The following is a 16,820-nucleotide window of genomic DNA, read 5'->3' on the forward strand; positions in this document are numbered from 1 at the left end:
CGGACACTTTTTGCCGATATGTTTCAGCTTTGTACAAGCTTTACACAATGGCACAAAAATTGCGTACGATTTGACTCCTGCAAGCTGTCTTAGGTAAAAACGATAACCCTGGAGAGACTATGGAACGACGTGCATTCCTCAACATGAGCGGCGGTGCAATGGCTGCCATGATGATGCCTTTTGGCCGCGCCATCGCGGCCGACGAGCTGATCAAGCCCGTGGAAGTGAAGTTCAAGAAGATGCTGGCAGATACCGCGCTGACCGCGGCCACCCAGGCCGGCGCCAGCTACTGCGATGTGCGCATCGGCCGCTACCTGAACCAGTTCATCACCACCCGTGACCTGAACATCGAAAACGTCACCAATACCGAGTCGGCAGGGGTAGGCGTACGCGTGATCGCCAACGGCGCCTACGGCTTTGCCGCCACCAGCGACATGTCGCCGGACGGCGTGGCCGGTGCGGCGCGCCAGGCGGTCGCTATCGCCAAGGCCAACTCCAGGCTGCAGGCGGCCGGCGTGCAACTGGCGCCAACCCCGGGCGTGGGCGAGGTGGCCTGGGCTACCCCGATCAAAAAGGATTGGCGCACGGTGCCGATCAAGGAGAAGGCCGACCTGCTGATCACCGCCAACAAGGGCGCGCTGGAAGCCGGCGCCTCCTTCATCCAGTCCTTGCTGTTCCAGGTCAACCAGCAGAAATACTTCGCTTCCACCGACGGTTCCTACATCGACCAGGACCTGCATCGCCTGTGGGTGCCGTTCTTCGCCACTGCTGTCGACAAGACCAGCGGCAAGTTCCGTAGCCGCTCCGACCTGGGTACGCCGGTCGGCATGGGTTACGAATACCTGGATGGACGCAAGGAAGACAAGATCAAGGCAGCGGGCGGCGTCGCCACGCTGTACAGCCGTTCCTACGACCTGATCGAGGACGCCAAAGCGGCCGGCCGCCAGGCCAAGGAAAAGCTGACCGCCAAGTCGGTCGAGCCAGGAAAATACGACCTGGTGCTGTCGCCGGAGCATATGTGGCTGACCATCCACGAATCCGTCGGCCACCCGACCGAACTGGATCGCGTGCTGGGCTACGAGGCCAACTTCGCCGGCACGTCCTTCGCCACGCTGGACAAGCAGCAGTCGAAAAAATTCAAGTACGGCTCCGACCTGGTCAACATCGAGGCGGACAAGACCATCCAGGGCTCGCTGGGCGCGGTCGGCTTCGATGACGAAGGCGTCAAGTGCAAGAAGTGGGACATCATCAAGGACGGCATCCTGGTCAACTACCAGGCCACGCGCGACCAGGCGGCGGTGATCGGCGAAAAAGAATCGCACGGCTGCTCCTACGCCGACTCCTGGAGCAATGTGCAATTCCAGCGCATGCCTAACGTTTCGCTCAAGGCCGGCAAGAAGAAGCTGACCCCGGACGAGCTGGTGAAGGACGTGAAGAAGGGCATCTACATCGTGGGTGCCGGTTCCTTCTCGATCGACCAGCAGCGCTACAACTTCCAGTTCGGCGGCCAGATGTTCTACGAGATCAAGGACGGCAAGATCGGGCAGATGCTGGAAGACGTGGCTTACCAGTCGAACACCCAGGAATTCTGGAACGCCTGCACCGCCATGTGCGATGAGCGCGACTGGCGCATGGGCGGTTCCTTCTTCGACGGTAAAGGCCAGCCGATGCAGGTGAGCGCGGTGTCGCACGGTTCGTCGACCTCGCGCTTCAACGGCATCAATGTGATCAACACTGCCCGCAAGATCGGCTGAGCGTAAAGGACAACCATGAAGATCCTGAATCAGGAAGAGACCAAGCGCATCGCCGACAAGGTCATGTCGCTGAGCAAAGCCGATGAGTGCATCGTCACCATCAACGGCAGCCGCACCGGCAATATCCGCTATGCGCGCAATGCCGTGTCGACTGCCGGCCTGGTGGAGAACACCCAGTTGTCCGTATCCGTCGCTTTCGGCAAGAAGCAGGGCACGGCCGTCATCAACGAGTTCGACGAAAAGTCGCTGGCGAAAGCCGTGCAGCGCGCCGAAGAACTGGCCAAGCTGGCGCCGGAAAATCCGGAGTTCATGCCGACGCCGGACAAGCAGGCGTTCAAGGACTCCGACACCTTCAGCAAGTCGACCGACGCAATCAACCCTGAGTACCGTGCACAGGTGGCGGCTTACAGCATTGAGGCCTGCAAGAAAAAAGGATTGGTCGCTGCCGGCTTCTTTACCGACCAGTCCTCGTATGAGACTGTCGCCAATTCGCGCGGCGTATTCGGCCACCAGTCGCAGACCGGCATCGACTTCACCTGCACCGTGCGGACCGAAGACGGCCGCGGCTCGGGCTGGGTACGCCGCGATGCGCAGGACGTAGCACGCTTCGACCCGCGCGCAGCGGCTGAGGTGGCGATGGAAAAGGCGATCCGCTCGGCAGAAGCCAAGGCGCTGGAGCCGGGCCGCTACACCGTGATCCTGGAGCCTGCGGCAACCTCCGACCTGCTGGCATTCATGTTCAACGGCTTCGACGCACGTTCTGCCGATGAAGGCCGCAGCTTCCTGTCCAAGAAGGGCGGCGGCAACCGCATGGGCGACAAGCTGTTCGACGAGCAGGTGAACGTGTGGGCCGACCCATGGGACAAGGATATTCCCGTGCTGCCGTGGGATAACCAGACCTTGCTGGCGCGCGAACGCATGGACATCATCAAGAACGGAAAAATCGCTTCGTTGAACTATTCGCCGTTCTGGGGCAAGAAGCAGGGCAAGCGTGCGGTCGGCCAGCCGGGCAATATCATCATGGCCGGCGGTTCCAAGTCGACCGAAGAGCTGATTGCTTCGACCAAGAAGGGCATCCTGGTCACCCGCACTTGGTACATCCGCATGGTCGACCCGCAAACCGTGCTGCTGACCGGCCTGACCCGCGATGGCACCTTCTACATCGAGAACGGCAAGATCAAGCACCCGGTGAAGAACTTCCGTTTCAATGAAAGCCCGGTGACGATGTTGAACAACATCGAAGAACTGGGCCGCCCTGAGGTGCTGGCCGGCGACGAGTCGCAGTTCCAGCTGCTGATTCCGGCCATGAAGGTGCGCGACTTCAACTTCACCTCTTTGTCTGACGCTGTTTAGAACCTGTAAACCAGGGTCCGACCCAAGGGTCAGACCCGGATAGGTACACGCCGCGTGGCGGGTCAGGCACTTGTGCCTGACCCAGGTTTACCGGTTTAAAGTTTTTGGAGCAACACATTGGAACGTAGATCCTTCCTGAAAGTCGCCGCTGCTGCCGGCGGCACCATGCTGGTCCCCGTCTTCGGCAACGCCATTGCCGCCGAAGACCTGCTGAACCCGATGGCCCGCAAGTTCAAGAAAGAACTGGCCGACGCCGCACTGAATGCCGCCACCAAGGCCGGCGCCACCTACTGCGACGTGCGTATCGGCCGCTACCTGAACCAGTTCATCACCACCCGCGACAGCCGCGTGGAAAACATCGTCAATACCGAATCGACCGGTGTCGGCGTGCGCGTGGTCGCAAACGGGGCCTACGGCTTCGCCGCCACCAACGCGATGACGGTGGACTCGGTGGCCGACGCCGCCCGCCAGGCAGTAGCCATTGCGCGCGCCAACGCGCGCCTGCAATCCTCGCCGGTGCAACTGGCGCCGGTCAAAGGTGTGGGCGAAGTGGCGTGGCAGACGCCTTTCAGGAAGGATTGGCGCGAAGTGCCGATCAAGGAAAAGGCCGACATGCTGCTGGCCGCTAACAAGGCGGGCCTGGACGCCGGCGCATCCTTCATGGCCGCCAACCTGTTCCAGGTCAACCAGCAGAAATACTTTGCTTCGACCGACGGTTCGTATATTGACCAGGATGTGCACCGCCTGTGGGCGCCGTTCACGGCCACCGCGGTGGACAAGGCGACCGGCAAGTTCCGCACCCGCGACGGCCTGTCCTCGCCGGCCGGCATGGGCTATGAATTCTTCGACGCCAAGCCGGAGCACAAGGTGCGCGCGGCAGGCGGCGTCACCCAGCTGTACAACGGTGGCTACGACATCATCGAAGACGCCAAGGCAGCGGGCAAGCAGGCGCGCGAAAAGCTGTCGGCGAAATCGGTCGAACCGGGCAAGTACGACCTGGTGCTGAGCCCGGAACACCTGTTCCTGACCATCCACGAAAACGTCGGCCATGCGACGGAGCTGGACCGCGTGCTGGGCTACGAAGCCAACTACGCCGGAACTTCCTTCGCCACGCTGGATAAATGGAAGGGCAAGAACTTCAAGTACGGCTCCGACATCGTCAACATCGTCGCCGACAAGACCACGCCGGGATCGCTGGGCAATGTGGGCTACGACGACGAAGGCGTGGCGTCGAAGAAATGGGACCTGATCCGCAATGGCATCCTGGTGAACTACCAGGCCACGCGCGACCAGGCGCACATCATCGGCGAGAAGGAATCGCATGGCTGCTCGTACGCCGATTCCTGGAGCAGCGTGCAGTTCCAGCGCATGCCTAACGTCTCGCTGGAAGCGGGCAAGAAGCCGCTGTCGGTGGACGATATGGTCAAGGACGTGAAGAAGGGTATCTACATCCTGGGCCGCGGCTCCTACTCGATCGACCAGCAGCGCTACAACTTCCAGTTCGGCGGCCAGCTGTTCTACGAAATCAAGGACGGCAAGGTCGGCCAGATGTTGAACGACGTGGCCTACCAGTCGAATACCCAGGAGTTCTGGAATTCCTGCTCGGCCACCTGCGACCAGCGCGACTGGCGCATGGGCGGCTCGTTCTTCGATGGTAAAGGCCAGCCAAGCCAGGTCAGCGCCGTTTCGCACGGCTCCTCGACCACCCGCTTCAACGGCATCAATGTGATCAACACTGCCCGCAAGATCGACTAAGGACGCGAACCATGAAACTCCTGAGCAAAGACGAAGCAAAGAGCATCTGCGACAAAGTGATGGCCATGTCCAAGGCCGACGAGTGCCGCGTCAACCTGAGCGGCAGCCGCAAGGGCAATGTGCGTTACGCAAACAATAGTGTTTCCACTGCCGGCCAGATTGAAGACACGACCCTGGTGGTCAGCGTCGCTTTCGGCAAGAAGCAGGGCTCAGCCACCTGCAACCAGTTCGACGCCAAGTCGCTGGAAGCGGCCGTGCGCCGAGCCGAGGAAATTGCGCGCCTGGCGCCGGAGAATCCGGAATTCATGCCGGCCGTGGGCAAGCAGGATTTCAAGGCGACCAATACCTTCAGCCGCAATGCCGAGGCTTTCAATCCCGATTTCCGTGCCGATGTGGCATTTGCCAGCATCGATGCGGCGAAGAAGGCCGGCTTGCAGGCAGCGGGCTTCTTCAACGACAGCATCGGCTTCGATTGCATCGCCAATTCGAACGGCGTGTTCGGATTCCAGGAGCTGGGCGGGCTGAATTTCACCGTGACCACCCGCACCAACGACGGCCGCGGTTCGGGCTGGGTCAATCGCGCTGCCTACGATCCGAAGGCCTTCGATCCGCGCGCGGCTTCCGAGATCGCGATCGAGAAGGCATTGCGCTCGGTGGAGGCCAAGGCACTGGAGCCGGGCCGCTACACGGTGGTGATGGAGCCTGCCGCTACCAACGACCTGCTGAACTTCATGTTCAGCGCCTTCGATGCGCGCTCCGCCGACGAAGGCCGCAGCTTCCTGTCCAAGAAGGGCGGCGCCAACCGCCTGGGCGACAAGCTGTTCGACGAGCAGGTCAATGTCTGGACCGATCCATGGGATGCCAATGCGCCGGTGCTGCCCTGGGACCAGGGATCGATGCAGGCGCGCGCGCGCCGTGACCTGATCAAGGGAGGCGTCATCACTTCGCTGGATTACAACCGCTACTGGGCGCAGAAACAGCGCAAGGAATCCACTCCGCCTGCCGGCAACATCATCATGGCGGGAGGTTCCAAGTCGACCGAGGAACTGATCGCATCGACCAAGAAGGGCATCCTGGTCACCCGCACCTGGTATATCCGCATGGTGGACCCGCAATCGGTGGCGCTGACCGGCTTGACCCGGGATGGCACCTTCTACATCGAGAACGGCAAGATCAAGCATCCGGTCAAGAACTTCCGCTTTAACGACAGCCCGGTGGCGATGCTGAACAACATCGATGAACTAGGACGTCCGGTGCTGATTGGCGACACCGATGCACGCAAGCTGATGATTCCTGCCATGAAGGTGCGTGACTTCAACTTCACGTCGTTGTCCGACGCGGTTTAAGGAATGCCCGCCTACGATTTCTATTTCACGCGCCTGACTTACGAGTCGGGCGATTGGGATGTCGATATCCGGATGCCGAGCAACGTGCTCAACTCCCTGGTCGAGTACACGACCCTGAAAGTTGATCCCGTTGAACGCATCGTGGCGCTGTCCGACCCGAAGATGCTGGAAGCGCCGTTCTGCTACCTGGCCGGGCATAAGCTGGTGCAGTTCACGCCCGCCGAGCGCAAGAACTTCGAGCGTTACGTTAGGGGCGGCGGCTTCGTCTTCGTGGACGACTGCAACCACGATATCGACGGCCTGTTTGCGAAATCGTTCGAGGCGGAAGTGGCAAGGATCTTCGGCCAGAAGGCACTGCACAAGATCCCCAACAGCCATCCGCTGTATTCGGCTTTCTTCAAGTTCGAGGGGCCGCCGAATACCGGGATGGAGCTGAACGGCTGGGGCGACGACCTGGTGCACGACTACCTGAAGGCCGTGGAGTTCGGCGGCCGCATCAGGCTTTTGTATAGCAACAAGGACTATGGCTGCGAGTGGGACTATGACTTTCGCAACAAGCGCTGGCTGGCAATCGACAACACGCGCTTCGCAGTCAATATCATTCAATACGCGTTGGGAGCATGACCGTGGCTGAAAGTGGCTGGAGCGAAAACGAGATCGGCGTATTGCACGCCAAGGTAAAGGCACTGAAGGCGAGCATGGGCCGCGTCATCATCGGCCAGGAAGAAGTGATCGAGTCGCTGGTCATCTGCCTTCTGGCCGGCGGCCATGCGCTGGTGGAAGGCGTCCCTGGCCTGGGCAAGACGCTGCTGGTCAAATCGCTGGCGCAGGCCACCGACATGGAGTTCCGCCGCGTGCAGTTCACGCCGGACCTGATGCCGTCCGACATCGTCGGCACCGAGATCCTGGAAGAGGATCATGCTACGCGCAAGCGCGAGTTCCGTTTCCAGCAAGGACCGGTGTTCACGCAAGTGCTGCTGGCCGACGAAATCAACCGCGCGCCGCCAAAGACCCAGTCGGCGCTGCTGGAAGCGATGCAGGAACGTTCGGTGACCTTTGCCGGCCAGACCCACAAGCTGCCGCGCCCATTCTTCGTGCTGGCGACGCAGAATCCGATCGAGCAGGCTGGTACTTATCCTCTGCCGGAAGCGCAACTGGACCGCTTCCTGCTTCACATCGATGTCGGCTATCCGACCGAAGACGATGAGATTGCGATGGTGTCCGCCACCACCCACGCCGGCTTGAAGGAAGCCGAGCCGGCGATGGACGTGCAGACTTTGCTGCGCCTGCAGGCCTTGGTGCGCGATATCGAAATCGGCGATCACCTGCTGCGCTACGCTACCCGCCTGGTGCGTGCCACCCGTCCGCGCGAGACGGCGGTAGAGGCGGTGAAGAAGCACGTCGGCTGGGGCGCCGGCCCGCGTGCCGGCCAGGCGCTGGTTCTAGCTTCCAAGGCACGTGCGCTGATGCAGGGCCGCCTGGCGGTGACGCGTGAAGACATCGGCCACATGCTGTTGCCGGTATTGGCACACCGCGTGCTGCGCAACTTCGAGGCGGAAGCGGACGGCATCGCCATTGCCGATATCCTGGCCGCCTTGCGCGACGCAATCAAACCCGAATAAGCAATGCTGGAAACCCCTGCGCTGCTGGCGCATTCCGCCGACCTTGAGCTGGTGATCCGCCACGTGCTGGCGGGTCTCGGCCATGGTATCCATGCCGGCCGCGAACGCGGTGCCGGCGTGGAGTTCTCGGAGTACCGCGCCTACGCGCCCGGCGACGAGTGGCGTCGCGTCGACTGGAAGCTGCTGGCGCGCGCCGACCGCTACTACGTGCGCGAGGCGGAGCGCGACAGCCACGTCGCAACCTGGCTGGTGCTGGATGCCACCGCGTCGATGGCGGAACCAAGCCGGCGCGTGGATGGCCTGAGCAAGCATTGGTATGCACGCACGGCGCTGGCTTGCGTGGCGGCGATTGCGCAGCGCCAGGGCGATGCCTTCGGCCTGCTGGTGATCTGCAACGGAAAGGTCGAATTCACGCAAGCTTCGCGCGGGCCGCGCCATTTGCAGCGCGTGCTGGCAGCCTTGCATCGGGCCGCACCGTCCGGCGAACTGCCCGATGCCGAGACCCTGCGTGCCAGCCTGCATTTCGCGCGCTCGCAGAGCATGGTGTTCGCCGCCAGCGACACGCTGGACTGGCCTTCTCCTCTGAGCGAAGCCCTGGTGCGATTGCGCCATATGCGGCACGACGTGCGCCTGCTGGCCTTGCGTACCGAGGCTGAAGTGGAGGCTGACCTTCCCACCGGCCACGCATATCGCGACCCGGAAGAAGGAGTGCGCCTGCACAGCTTTAGCCGGGCCGACCGTGACGCTTACCGCGTCGCGCTCGAAGCACACTTCTCTGGAGTGCGCGCCGCGTGCCGGCAGCATGACCTGCCGCTGTGCGAGACGCGGATCGAGCAGCCGCTGGGCGAAGTCCTGCGCACCTGGCTGAGAAATCCGGAGGCACGCAGGCCATGACCAGCATGCAGCCTTTGTGGTGGTTTGCCTTGCCGGTGCTGTTGCTGCCGGTGTGGTGGCATATGCGCAAGCGTGAACGCACACGCACCGATTTGCTCGCCACTGCCCGCTTCCTGCCTGCCGCCGCGCCGCAGCAACAGCGCGTGCTGCGCTGGTCTGACGTGCCGCTCCTGCTGGCGCGGCTGGCGTTGCTCGCGGCGCTGATCGCATGGTTGGCGGTGCTTGCCATGCCATGGAAGGGAGATACGGTGTTCATCGACCCTTCGCTTGAATCTTCGCCGTGGGCCGCGCAGCAGGTACAGTCGGCCGGCATGGGCGCCGCTACGCGCGAACCGCTGCCCGCGGACCTGTGGAACTGGCTCGCCCGCAACGAGCACGAATGGCGCCCCGAGGCGCGCTTTCTCATCCTCGCCCCCCATGCCGGCATGCCCGCGTTGCCGCCGCACTTGGCTCACGCAGCCGACCTGCGCCTCGCTCCGGCCGCAGCCCCGCCCGCCGCAGCACCTTCTGCGCCGCCGCGCGAGCGGCACATTACCGTTTCCGCTCCGGCCGAGCGCCTGCCGCGCTGGCAAGCGCTGTTCGCCGCCTTCAGCACCTCGGCAGATGGCGCGAGCCGCTACGTGATCTCCGACACGCCGGGCGCGGCGACCGAACTGATAGTCTGGGACCGCCCCGGCGCCGAACCGCCGGCCTCCTGGAAAGCGCCCCTCTGGTGGCGCACCGCCAGCAAAAACGGGAAAATGCAAACCCCGCAAGGCCTCACCTGGACCGCGCCGCAATGGCCATTGCACGATGTCGACGCCGCACGCGCCCTCTATGAACGCTGGCAGGCGGCGACTGCGCCGCCATCGCCCTATCCAATGCCCGCGCAAACGCTGAAGGCTGAGCGAAACAAACCGTTGCCCATCGCGCTCGCAAGGTCTCCAGAGTGGCTGGCACTAGCCCTGCTGGCACTGTTCGCAATCGAAAGGATCCTCGCCCATGCCCGCCGCCGCTGACCATTTGGCCAGCGTGCGCCAACGCATGCTGCAAGCCCTGATCCGCCGCCGCAGCGCAAGCTGGCTGCTGCCATTGCTCCCGGCGGCCGTACTGGCCGCGACGATACTCGCAGGAGCCTTCGGTAACGCCAAGCCGATCACCATCACCGTTCCCCTCGCGCTGGCCGCCGCCGTCATGCTGTGGGCCGCGATCGACTTCGCGCTCTGGCGCAAACGGATCGACGAACACCTGCCATCCTGGCTGAACGACGCAGTGCCCGAGTTGGAAGACAGTAGCGCGATGCTGGCCGCCACGCCGGCAACACCGCTCGGCAAGCTCCAACGCGACCGCCTCCTCGCCCGCATGGAGCAGGTCCTCAACGAAGAGCGCCTGCGCAGCATAGCGAACGCGAAAGCCCGCTTCAATGCAATCCCGCTGGCGCTGGCCGCAGTAGCCGCCGCCAGCGCATGGGCCTATGCGGCAGCGCATAGCCCGCAGCACGCGGCGCCTGTCGCTGCGGGACCCGCAGCCCAGGCAGCCATCGTTGCCGCCGGGATCAAGGTGTACGCCGAGCCACCGCCATACACCGGCGCAAAACCAAGCGAAGGCGCCCCGCGCGACCTGCAAGTCCCACAGCACAGCAAAGTGCGCTGGTGCGCCGTCAACGCCGATGCCAGCATCGAGCTCGGCGACGGCCAAACCCTGCAGGCCGCAGCCGGACAGTGCGCTGAATGGACCGCCAGCGATTCCATTTTCTGGCGCAGCCGCCGCAATGCGGGTCAGCGCTACACCATCCGCGTAACTCCCGACCAGGCGCCGCTGGTCGCCATCGCCGCACCGAACGAATCGGTCACAGTCATGAAGCCCGATGCGCAAAGCGCCTCAATCAACATCAATGTGAGCGACGACTACGCGGTCGTCAAAGCCACCTTGCATATGACCCTGGCTCGCGGCAGCGGGGAGAACATCCGCTTCACCGACAAGGAAACGCCGCTGCCGGCCTCGCCCGACCCGCGCAGGCGTAGCTGGAACAAACAGTGGATGCTGAAGGAGCTCGGCATGGAGCCGGGCGACGAGCTGTATTTCTTCGTGCGCGCCAGCGACAACGCCCCAGTCCCGCATATCGCCCAATCGCCAACCTATACGCTGCGCCTGCCCGGACCGCAAGGTGAAGCCCTTGAATCGACCGCCTTGCCATCGATGGTGAAGCCGGAGAACCTGCGCAGCCAGCGCCAGATCATCATCGACACCGAACAGCTGGTCGCCGACTTGCCACGGCTCGGCGCCGCAGAACTACGCGCCCGCAGCGAGAAGATCGCCGGCGACCAGGCCAAGCTGCGCCTGCGCTACGGCCAGTTCCTTGGCGAAGAGTCCTCCCTGTTCGGCGAGGAAGAGCACGGCGACGGCGATGGCCACGAGCATGGCGGCGGCGCCGGCACGCAAGGTCCGGGCGGATTCGGTACCGGCAATATTGCAGCCCAGTTCGGCCATGCCCACGACCAGGAAGGCAACGCCACCATCTTCGATCCTGCCACCAAGGAAGTCCTGCGCCGTGCATTGCGGGCGATGTGGGACGCGGAGAAGCAGCTGCGCGCCATCGCACCGAAGCCGGCCTTGCCGCCCGAGTACCAGGCCCTTGGCGCGATCAAGGACCTGCAGCAGGCAGAACGCGTCTACCTGCACCGCACGGCGTTCGTGCCCCCGGCGATCAAGGAAGAAAAGCGCATGAGCGGAGAGATGAATGGCGCCGCCAGCTACCGCCGCGCGCAGGGAACGGCCAACGAACTCATACCCGCCGACGTGCGCGAACTGGTGCAAGTTCTCGGCGGCGATGGGGCGCTGCCTGCCTTGTGGAGCAAGGCAGCTCGTGATGCCGTGGCGCGTCTCAAAGATGAGGAACAGCGCCTTTCCGCACAAGCGGCGGTGCAGGACGTGGCCGATGGCTGCCAACCATGCCGCGCCCAGTTGCGCGCCTGGCTGCGCGCGACGGTGCAGCAGCCGGCGGTGCTGCTGCAGGCACGCCCGCAAGCGCAGACGAAATTTGGCCAGGCATTGCAAGGGAAAGGCGCACCGTGAACGTGGACATCAACCTGCTGTACGGCGGCGCAATGCTGGCAGGGATGGCGAGTGCCTTGCTCTACGTGCGCAGGAAGCGCTGGGTCGATGCAACATTGGCTCTGGCAGCCGGCGCATCGTTGGCGACCCTGCTCGCTGCGCCGACTGCACCGGTGGGCTTTGCGCAGCCGATAGTTCTGGCGACGGCAGCAACCTCGCCCACGGTGCCTGACGATCGTCTGGCAGCAGCACTGGCGCAACTGCCGTTGGCGCCGCAAGGAACGATGATGGAAGTCCAGGGCCAGGGCCTGCATGAGGCGCAGTGGCGCGACATTCCGGCACGCCCGATCCAGTGGCAGGCCGCCAAGGAAGGCCTGCTGTGGCTCGACTTCCCGCGCTCGCTGCCGCTGGGGCGCAGTTTCGCGCTGACTGTGCGGCGCCATGCCCCGCAAACCGGTTGGCGCCTGCAGCTGCTGGCGGAAAATGGCCAGGTATTGTCCGAGTCGCGCGCAGCTGCCGCGGCCGAGGCACTGACCGTCCAATGGCAGCCGCCAATGGCGGAATCGATGGTTCTGCAGGCACGCCTGCTCGACAAGGACGGCAAGGCCCTTGCACAGGGCCCGGTGCCACTGCGCGTGCTCGATCCTGTGCCTTTGCAAGTGCAAGGCCGCTTCGGTGCGCCATCTTTCGATACGCGCGTGCTGAACCAGTTGTTGACTGACTCCAACGCCAGCCTCGATTGGCAAACCACGCTCGGCAAATCGCTGACCCGTAGCGAGCAAGCGCCGGCGCCGCTGGCGCATCCCAATCTGCTGGTGGCCGATGCGGGCTGGCTCGAGCGCGGCGGCATGCGCGGCGCGTTGGCCCAGGCCGCGCAAGGCATGCCGCTGCTGGTCCTTGGCGGGAGTGCTGACGATGCCGCCCTGTGGCAGCGCGATCTTGGATTGAAGCTGGCGCCGCAATCGGCGACCACGGAGCAGGAAGACACGCGCCACCTTGCGCTGGCAGGGGCCACCCTGGCTTTCGCACCGGCTGCGCAGATGCCGACGGCAAGCGGCGCATGGCAGGCCATCGCGCGCGACAAGGACGGCAAGGCCTGGCTGTGGCAGCGCGACTGGCAGAAAGGCCGCATCCTGTGGCTGGGCGTGCGCGACTGGCACAGGCACGCTATCAGCGAACCGGCGGCCCTCGGCCAATGGTGGCAACAGGTAGTCGACCTGGCCGCGCTGGGCAGCGAGCAGAAAGTGCGCTGGCTCGAGGCCGACCCGATGCCGTTGCCCGGCCTGCGCACCGAGCTTTGTGCGCAAGGCGTACGCACTGGCGGCTCCGTCACCGTAAGCCAGCAGGAGCTGCATTGGCAGGCGCGCAGTGAACGTGCGGATGCCGCATGTGTGGCGCTTTGGCCGCGCGCCGCAGGCTGGTTGCCCGTGCGCAGTGGCGATGCGGCAAGCGCGGTCTACGTGTATGGCGCACAAGACTGGCCGGAGTGGCAGGCGGCGCTGCGCCATGACGCGACCGCGCGCTACGCAAGCCGCAGCTCCCAGCCGGTTGCCGGCGCCGCACTCGATCCAGCTGCTCGCGCCATGCCACGCGCCGGCGAGCAGCAATTGTGGGCCACCGCTGTGCCACGCTGGTTGCTGGGCATTGCGTTTGCCGTCAGCGTGTTGCTGCTGTGGTGGCGTGAGCGCCGGTAAGCCGTAAGCTATGCTAATGTCGTCGCATGAAAGCGATCGACGAATTCCGGGCCAGGCGAGGCCTGCGGCTACGCGATAAGGACGCGCAATCGGACAGCAAGCCCGATCGGGAGTTGCTGGACAAGATGCTGGACGACATCTCCGACCTGCAGGAGATGCTGTACGCCGAACGCATACGCAAGCTGCTGATTGTGCTGCAGGGCACGGACACCTCCGGCAAGGACGGCACCGTGCGTCACCTGTTCAGCAAAATCAATCCCATGGGCTTGCGTGCCGTCGGATTCAGGGCACCGACCGAGATCGAGGCAGCGCACGACTTCCTCTGGCGCATCCACCGCGAAGTGCCGAAAGCCGGCGAGATCGCAGTCTTCAACCGCAGTCACTATGAGGATGTGCTGGTCACCCGCGTGCTCGGCATGATCACGCCGCAGGAATGCAAGCGCCGCTATGCGCAGATTCGCGACTTCGAGCGCATGCTGGCGGAAAGCGGCACCACCATCGTCAAGCTGTTCCTGCACATTTCGAAGGACGAGCAGAAAGAACGGCTGCAAGAGCGGGTGGATGACCCGCACAAGCACTGGAAGTTCGATCCGGAAGACCTGAAGCAGCGCGTATTCTGGAAGGATTACCAGAAGGCCTATGAAGATGCGATCGCGGAGACCGACGCCGACCATGCGCCATGGTACGTGGTCCCCGCGGACTCAAAACGTTACCGGAACGAAGCCGTCGCCCGCCTGTTGCTGGAAACCCTGCGCGGCATGCGGCTCGATTGGCCGCCGCCCGACAAGCGCTTGTTGAAGCTCAAGGTGCGCTAGCCCAGTCGCGCACGTAAGCCGGCGCCGCCACCGGGCACGCCGGATCGGGCACCGGCTCCGTGCGCTGTTGCACGAACGGCAGCTCGCCGACCCAGGCAGCGATGCCCATGTCTTCCTCGTCATCTTCCGGCCCGCCGCTGCGCACCTTGCACGCTGCCTCGGCCAGTGGGATCCGCAGCACCGTGGTGGCTGCATGCTCCTTGTCGTTGCCACCGCGGACCTCCAAACGGCGGCCCGGCGCCAGATGATCCATGAAGGTGTCCAGCGTGCGGCGTTGCTCGATTTCGTCGACCGCCTCGAAGCGGCCGTAGATCATCACCGAGCGATAGTTCATCGTATGGTTGAAGGCCGAACGCGCCAGAACCAGGCCGTCCAGGAGGGTGATGGTGACGCAGGCATCCTGCGCCATCAACTGCTTCAGCATGCGGCTGCCATTCGAGCCATGGATGTAAAGATGGTCGCCTTCGCGCCAGCAGGCGGTCGGGATGCAGTGCACGCCTTGCCCGTCGCTGAAGGCGATATGGCAGATGTAGGCGGCATCGACAATGGCACGCACCAGTTCGGGTTCATAGGCGGCGTTGGCGGCGCCACGTCGCACGCGGGTGCGGTCGGATGGGGGAGGTGTTGTATTCATGGCATCGGACTATAATGTCCTGCTGGCCCCTGCAACAGGTCCAGGGGTATGCAAAACCATGGAGCCACGCTTGGATTATTCGCTGCTGATTTCGAACTTCACCGCCAGCCATGGCGATCATGGCTGGCCGCGCCAGCGCCTGCTGCATGAATGCCTGCGCGCGGCCATCCGCGCTGGCACGCTGGCGCCGGGCACGCGCCTGGTCGCCACGCGCGCCCTGGCGTCCGAGCTCGGCGTGGCGCGCAACACCGTACTGTACGCCTATGAGCAGCTCACCAGCGAAGGCTATGTGACGACCGACCGCAGCGGCACCATCGTCGCCGCCGTGGCCCCTGCGCGGCAGCGTGAGCCCAGTGTGGTCGTGCCGTACAAAGGCTTGTCGCAACGCGCGCAGAACCTGCGCCACAGCACCGCATCGGCCGCCAGCGGCACGCCTTTCGTGCCGGGCGTGCCCGACCTGCCCAGCTTTCCGATCGGGCTTGTGGCGGCGCTTGCTGGAACGGGCCTGGCGTTCGCTGCCCACCGAAAAACTGAACTACGGCGACCCTTGCGGCGAGCCGGTGCTGCGTGAAGCCATCGCGGACTACCTGCGCGCCTCGCGCGGCGTGGTCTGCGAAGCGGCGCAAGTATTCATCACCGACGGCAGCCAAAGCAGCCTTGACCTGTGCGGCCGCGCCTGCGCCGACGCCGGCGAAACGGTGTGGATGGAAAATCCCGGTTACGGCGGCGCCATGGCAGCCTTCCGCGCCGCCAGCCTGAAACTGGAGCCGATCGACGTCGACGACGAAGGCATCGCCCCACGCCCCGAAGACTGGAGAGAACGCCCGCCGCGCCTGATCTACACCACGCCCTCGCACCAGTACCCGACCGGCACCGTGCTGTCCTTGGCGCGCCGCATGGCCCTGATCGACGGTGCGCGCTCCTGCGGCGCCCTGATCATCGAAGACGATTACGACAGTGAGTTCCGCCACGACGGCCCGCCGCTGGCATCGATGCAAGGCCTGCAGCCGGACGCCCCGGTGCTGTACTGCGGCACCTTCAGCAAAACCATGTTCCCCGGCCTGCGCATCGGCTACCTGGTGGTGCCGCCCTGGCTGGTGCAGCCGCTGGCCACCATGCGCCAGCAATCGGCTTCGCGCGGCCGCGCAGCCGACCAGATTGCGCTGGCCGAATTCCTGCGCAGCGGGCAGTTTGCCCTGCATCTGCGGCGCATGCGGCGCGTCTACCGCGAACGGCGCGACGCCCTGGTGGCGGCATTGGACCAGCACCTTGGCAGCATCGCCTGCGTGCAGGGCGCGTCGGCCGGCATGCATCTCGCGCTGCGATGGGAAGACCCGCGCCTGTCCGACGTGGAGATCAGCCGCCGCGCCCTCGAGCAGGAAGGCATGATCGCCAACGCCCTCAGCGTGCATGCCGTTGCCGGGCAATGCAACTGGCAAGGACTGGCCCTTGGCTATGGCCAGGTGGACCCGGGCCAGGTGGATGGGCTGGTCAAACGCCTGGCCGGTGTCATTCATTTAACAGCCTATGAAAATTTTTACCGAAAGTTCAAATAGTTGATCGAAATCCTGCGCCGCTTGTTTTTAGAATGAAGTAAATCTGGCCTGACCAGATGTAGTCAAAAACAAAGATGAATACTGGGGCGCAATGAATCAACATTTCCTGAAGCTGCGGCAGAATTTCAAGGCCGACATGATGGCGCGCTACGCCGTCGACGAACAACTTTTTGACGAAACCAGCCAGTGCATCGCGCCGTTGGCCGTGCCGTTTGCGGTGCGTCGCGGCGAACTGCTGCAGCACGTGGGGCAGTCCGCGCGCGACGTGTTCTGGCTCACCGGAGGCGTAGCCCGCGTCGGTTATGTCAGCCAGGGCGGCAACGAGGTCACCATGCGCTTCGCGACCGAAGGCCATATCGCGAAC

The 16,820-nt window shown here is 64.1% G+C and carries 13 protein-coding genes and 1 pseudogene; 12 read left to right on the top strand and 2 right to left on the bottom strand.

Annotated elements, in window-relative coordinates:
- Positions 1-119 precede the first annotated feature (119 nt).
- The 11 genes from ACQ4MM_RS17085 (at position 120) to ACQ4MM_RS17135 (ending at position 14,266) form a co-directional block, all read left to right on the top strand.
- Positions 120-1,754, top strand: coding sequence for a TldD/PmbA family protein (locus ACQ4MM_RS17085; protein ID WP_431478478.1), 1,635 nt, complete (start codon positions 120-122; stop codon positions 1,752-1,754).
- 15 nt (positions 1,755-1,769) lie between these two features.
- Positions 1,770-3,107 carry a TldD/PmbA family protein gene (locus ACQ4MM_RS17090; RefSeq protein ID WP_431478479.1) on the top strand — a complete coding sequence of 446 codons (1,338 nt, stop codon included), beginning with the start codon at positions 1,770-1,772 and terminating at the stop codon, positions 3,105-3,107.
- 117 nt (positions 3,108-3,224) lie between these two features.
- Positions 3,225-4,862 carry a TldD/PmbA family protein gene (locus ACQ4MM_RS17095; protein WP_431478480.1) on the top strand — a complete coding sequence of 546 codons (1,638 nt, stop codon included), beginning with the start codon at positions 3,225-3,227 and terminating at the stop codon, positions 4,860-4,862.
- An 11-nt stretch (positions 4,863-4,873) separates the two neighbouring features.
- Positions 4,874-6,208 (top strand): TldD/PmbA family protein, encoded by a 1,335-nt coding sequence (locus ACQ4MM_RS17100; RefSeq protein WP_431478481.1) that lies wholly within the window; start codon positions 4,874-4,876, stop codon positions 6,206-6,208.
- Positions 6,209-6,211: 3 nt separating this feature from the next.
- Positions 6,212-6,832 (top strand): DUF4159 domain-containing protein, encoded by a 621-nt coding sequence (locus ACQ4MM_RS17105; protein ID WP_431478482.1) that lies wholly within the window; start codon positions 6,212-6,214, stop codon positions 6,830-6,832.
- A gap of 2 nt (positions 6,833-6,834) precedes the next feature.
- Positions 6,835-7,830, top strand: coding sequence for an AAA family ATPase (locus ACQ4MM_RS17110; RefSeq protein ID WP_431478483.1), 996 nt, complete (start codon positions 6,835-6,837; stop codon positions 7,828-7,830).
- 3 nt (positions 7,831-7,833) lie between these two features.
- Complete coding sequence (locus tag ACQ4MM_RS17115) at positions 7,834-8,724, top strand: DUF58 domain-containing protein (RefSeq protein ID WP_431478484.1); 891 nt, start codon at positions 7,834-7,836, stop codon at positions 8,722-8,724.
- A complete protein-coding gene (locus ACQ4MM_RS17120) occupies positions 8,646-9,722 on the top strand; it encodes a hypothetical protein (RefSeq protein WP_431478485.1) in 1,077 nt (358 codons plus the stop codon). The genes ACQ4MM_RS17115 and ACQ4MM_RS17120 overlap by 79 nt, the downstream gene beginning before the upstream one ends.
- Complete coding sequence (locus tag ACQ4MM_RS17125; RefSeq protein ID WP_431478486.1) at positions 9,706-11,778, top strand: DUF4175 family protein; 2,073 nt, start codon at positions 9,706-9,708, stop codon at positions 11,776-11,778. The genes ACQ4MM_RS17120 and ACQ4MM_RS17125 overlap by 17 nt, the downstream gene beginning before the upstream one ends.
- Complete coding sequence (locus tag ACQ4MM_RS17130) at positions 11,775-13,451, top strand: hypothetical protein (RefSeq protein ID WP_431478487.1); 1,677 nt, start codon at positions 11,775-11,777, stop codon at positions 13,449-13,451. The genes ACQ4MM_RS17125 and ACQ4MM_RS17130 overlap by 4 nt, the downstream gene beginning before the upstream one ends.
- A 26-nt stretch (positions 13,452-13,477) precedes the next feature.
- Entirely contained in the window at positions 13,478-14,266 is a 789-nt protein-coding gene (locus tag ACQ4MM_RS17135) for a PPK2 family polyphosphate kinase (protein WP_431478488.1), read from the top strand.
- On the opposite strand, the gene ACQ4MM_RS17140 is transcribed toward ACQ4MM_RS17135, so the two are convergent.
- On the bottom strand, positions 14,253-14,900 hold the full coding sequence (locus ACQ4MM_RS17140) for a pyridoxamine 5'-phosphate oxidase family protein (RefSeq protein WP_431478489.1): 648 nt from the start codon (positions 14,898-14,900) through the stop codon (positions 14,253-14,255). The two genes, ACQ4MM_RS17135 and ACQ4MM_RS17140, sit on opposite strands and share 14 nt — an antisense overlap.
- Before the next feature lie 70 nt (positions 14,901-14,970).
- Between ACQ4MM_RS17140 and ACQ4MM_RS17145 the strand changes: the two are divergent.
- Positions 14,971-16,456, top strand: a pseudogene (locus tag ACQ4MM_RS17145) (PLP-dependent aminotransferase family protein).
- Here ACQ4MM_RS17145 and ACQ4MM_RS17150 read toward each other — a convergent pair.
- On the bottom strand, positions 16,449-16,811 hold the full coding sequence (locus ACQ4MM_RS17150; RefSeq protein WP_431478490.1) for a hypothetical protein: 363 nt from the start codon (positions 16,809-16,811) through the stop codon (positions 16,449-16,451). The pseudogene ACQ4MM_RS17145 and the gene ACQ4MM_RS17150 sit on opposite strands and share 8 nt — an antisense overlap.
- Positions 16,812-16,820 lie beyond the last annotated feature (9 nt).

The sequence above is a fragment of the Massilia eburnea genome (genome assembly GCF_050709955.1).
In the GTDB taxonomy this organism is placed as follows: Bacteria; Pseudomonadota; Gammaproteobacteria; order Burkholderiales; family Burkholderiaceae_D; genus Rugamonas; species Rugamonas eburnea_A.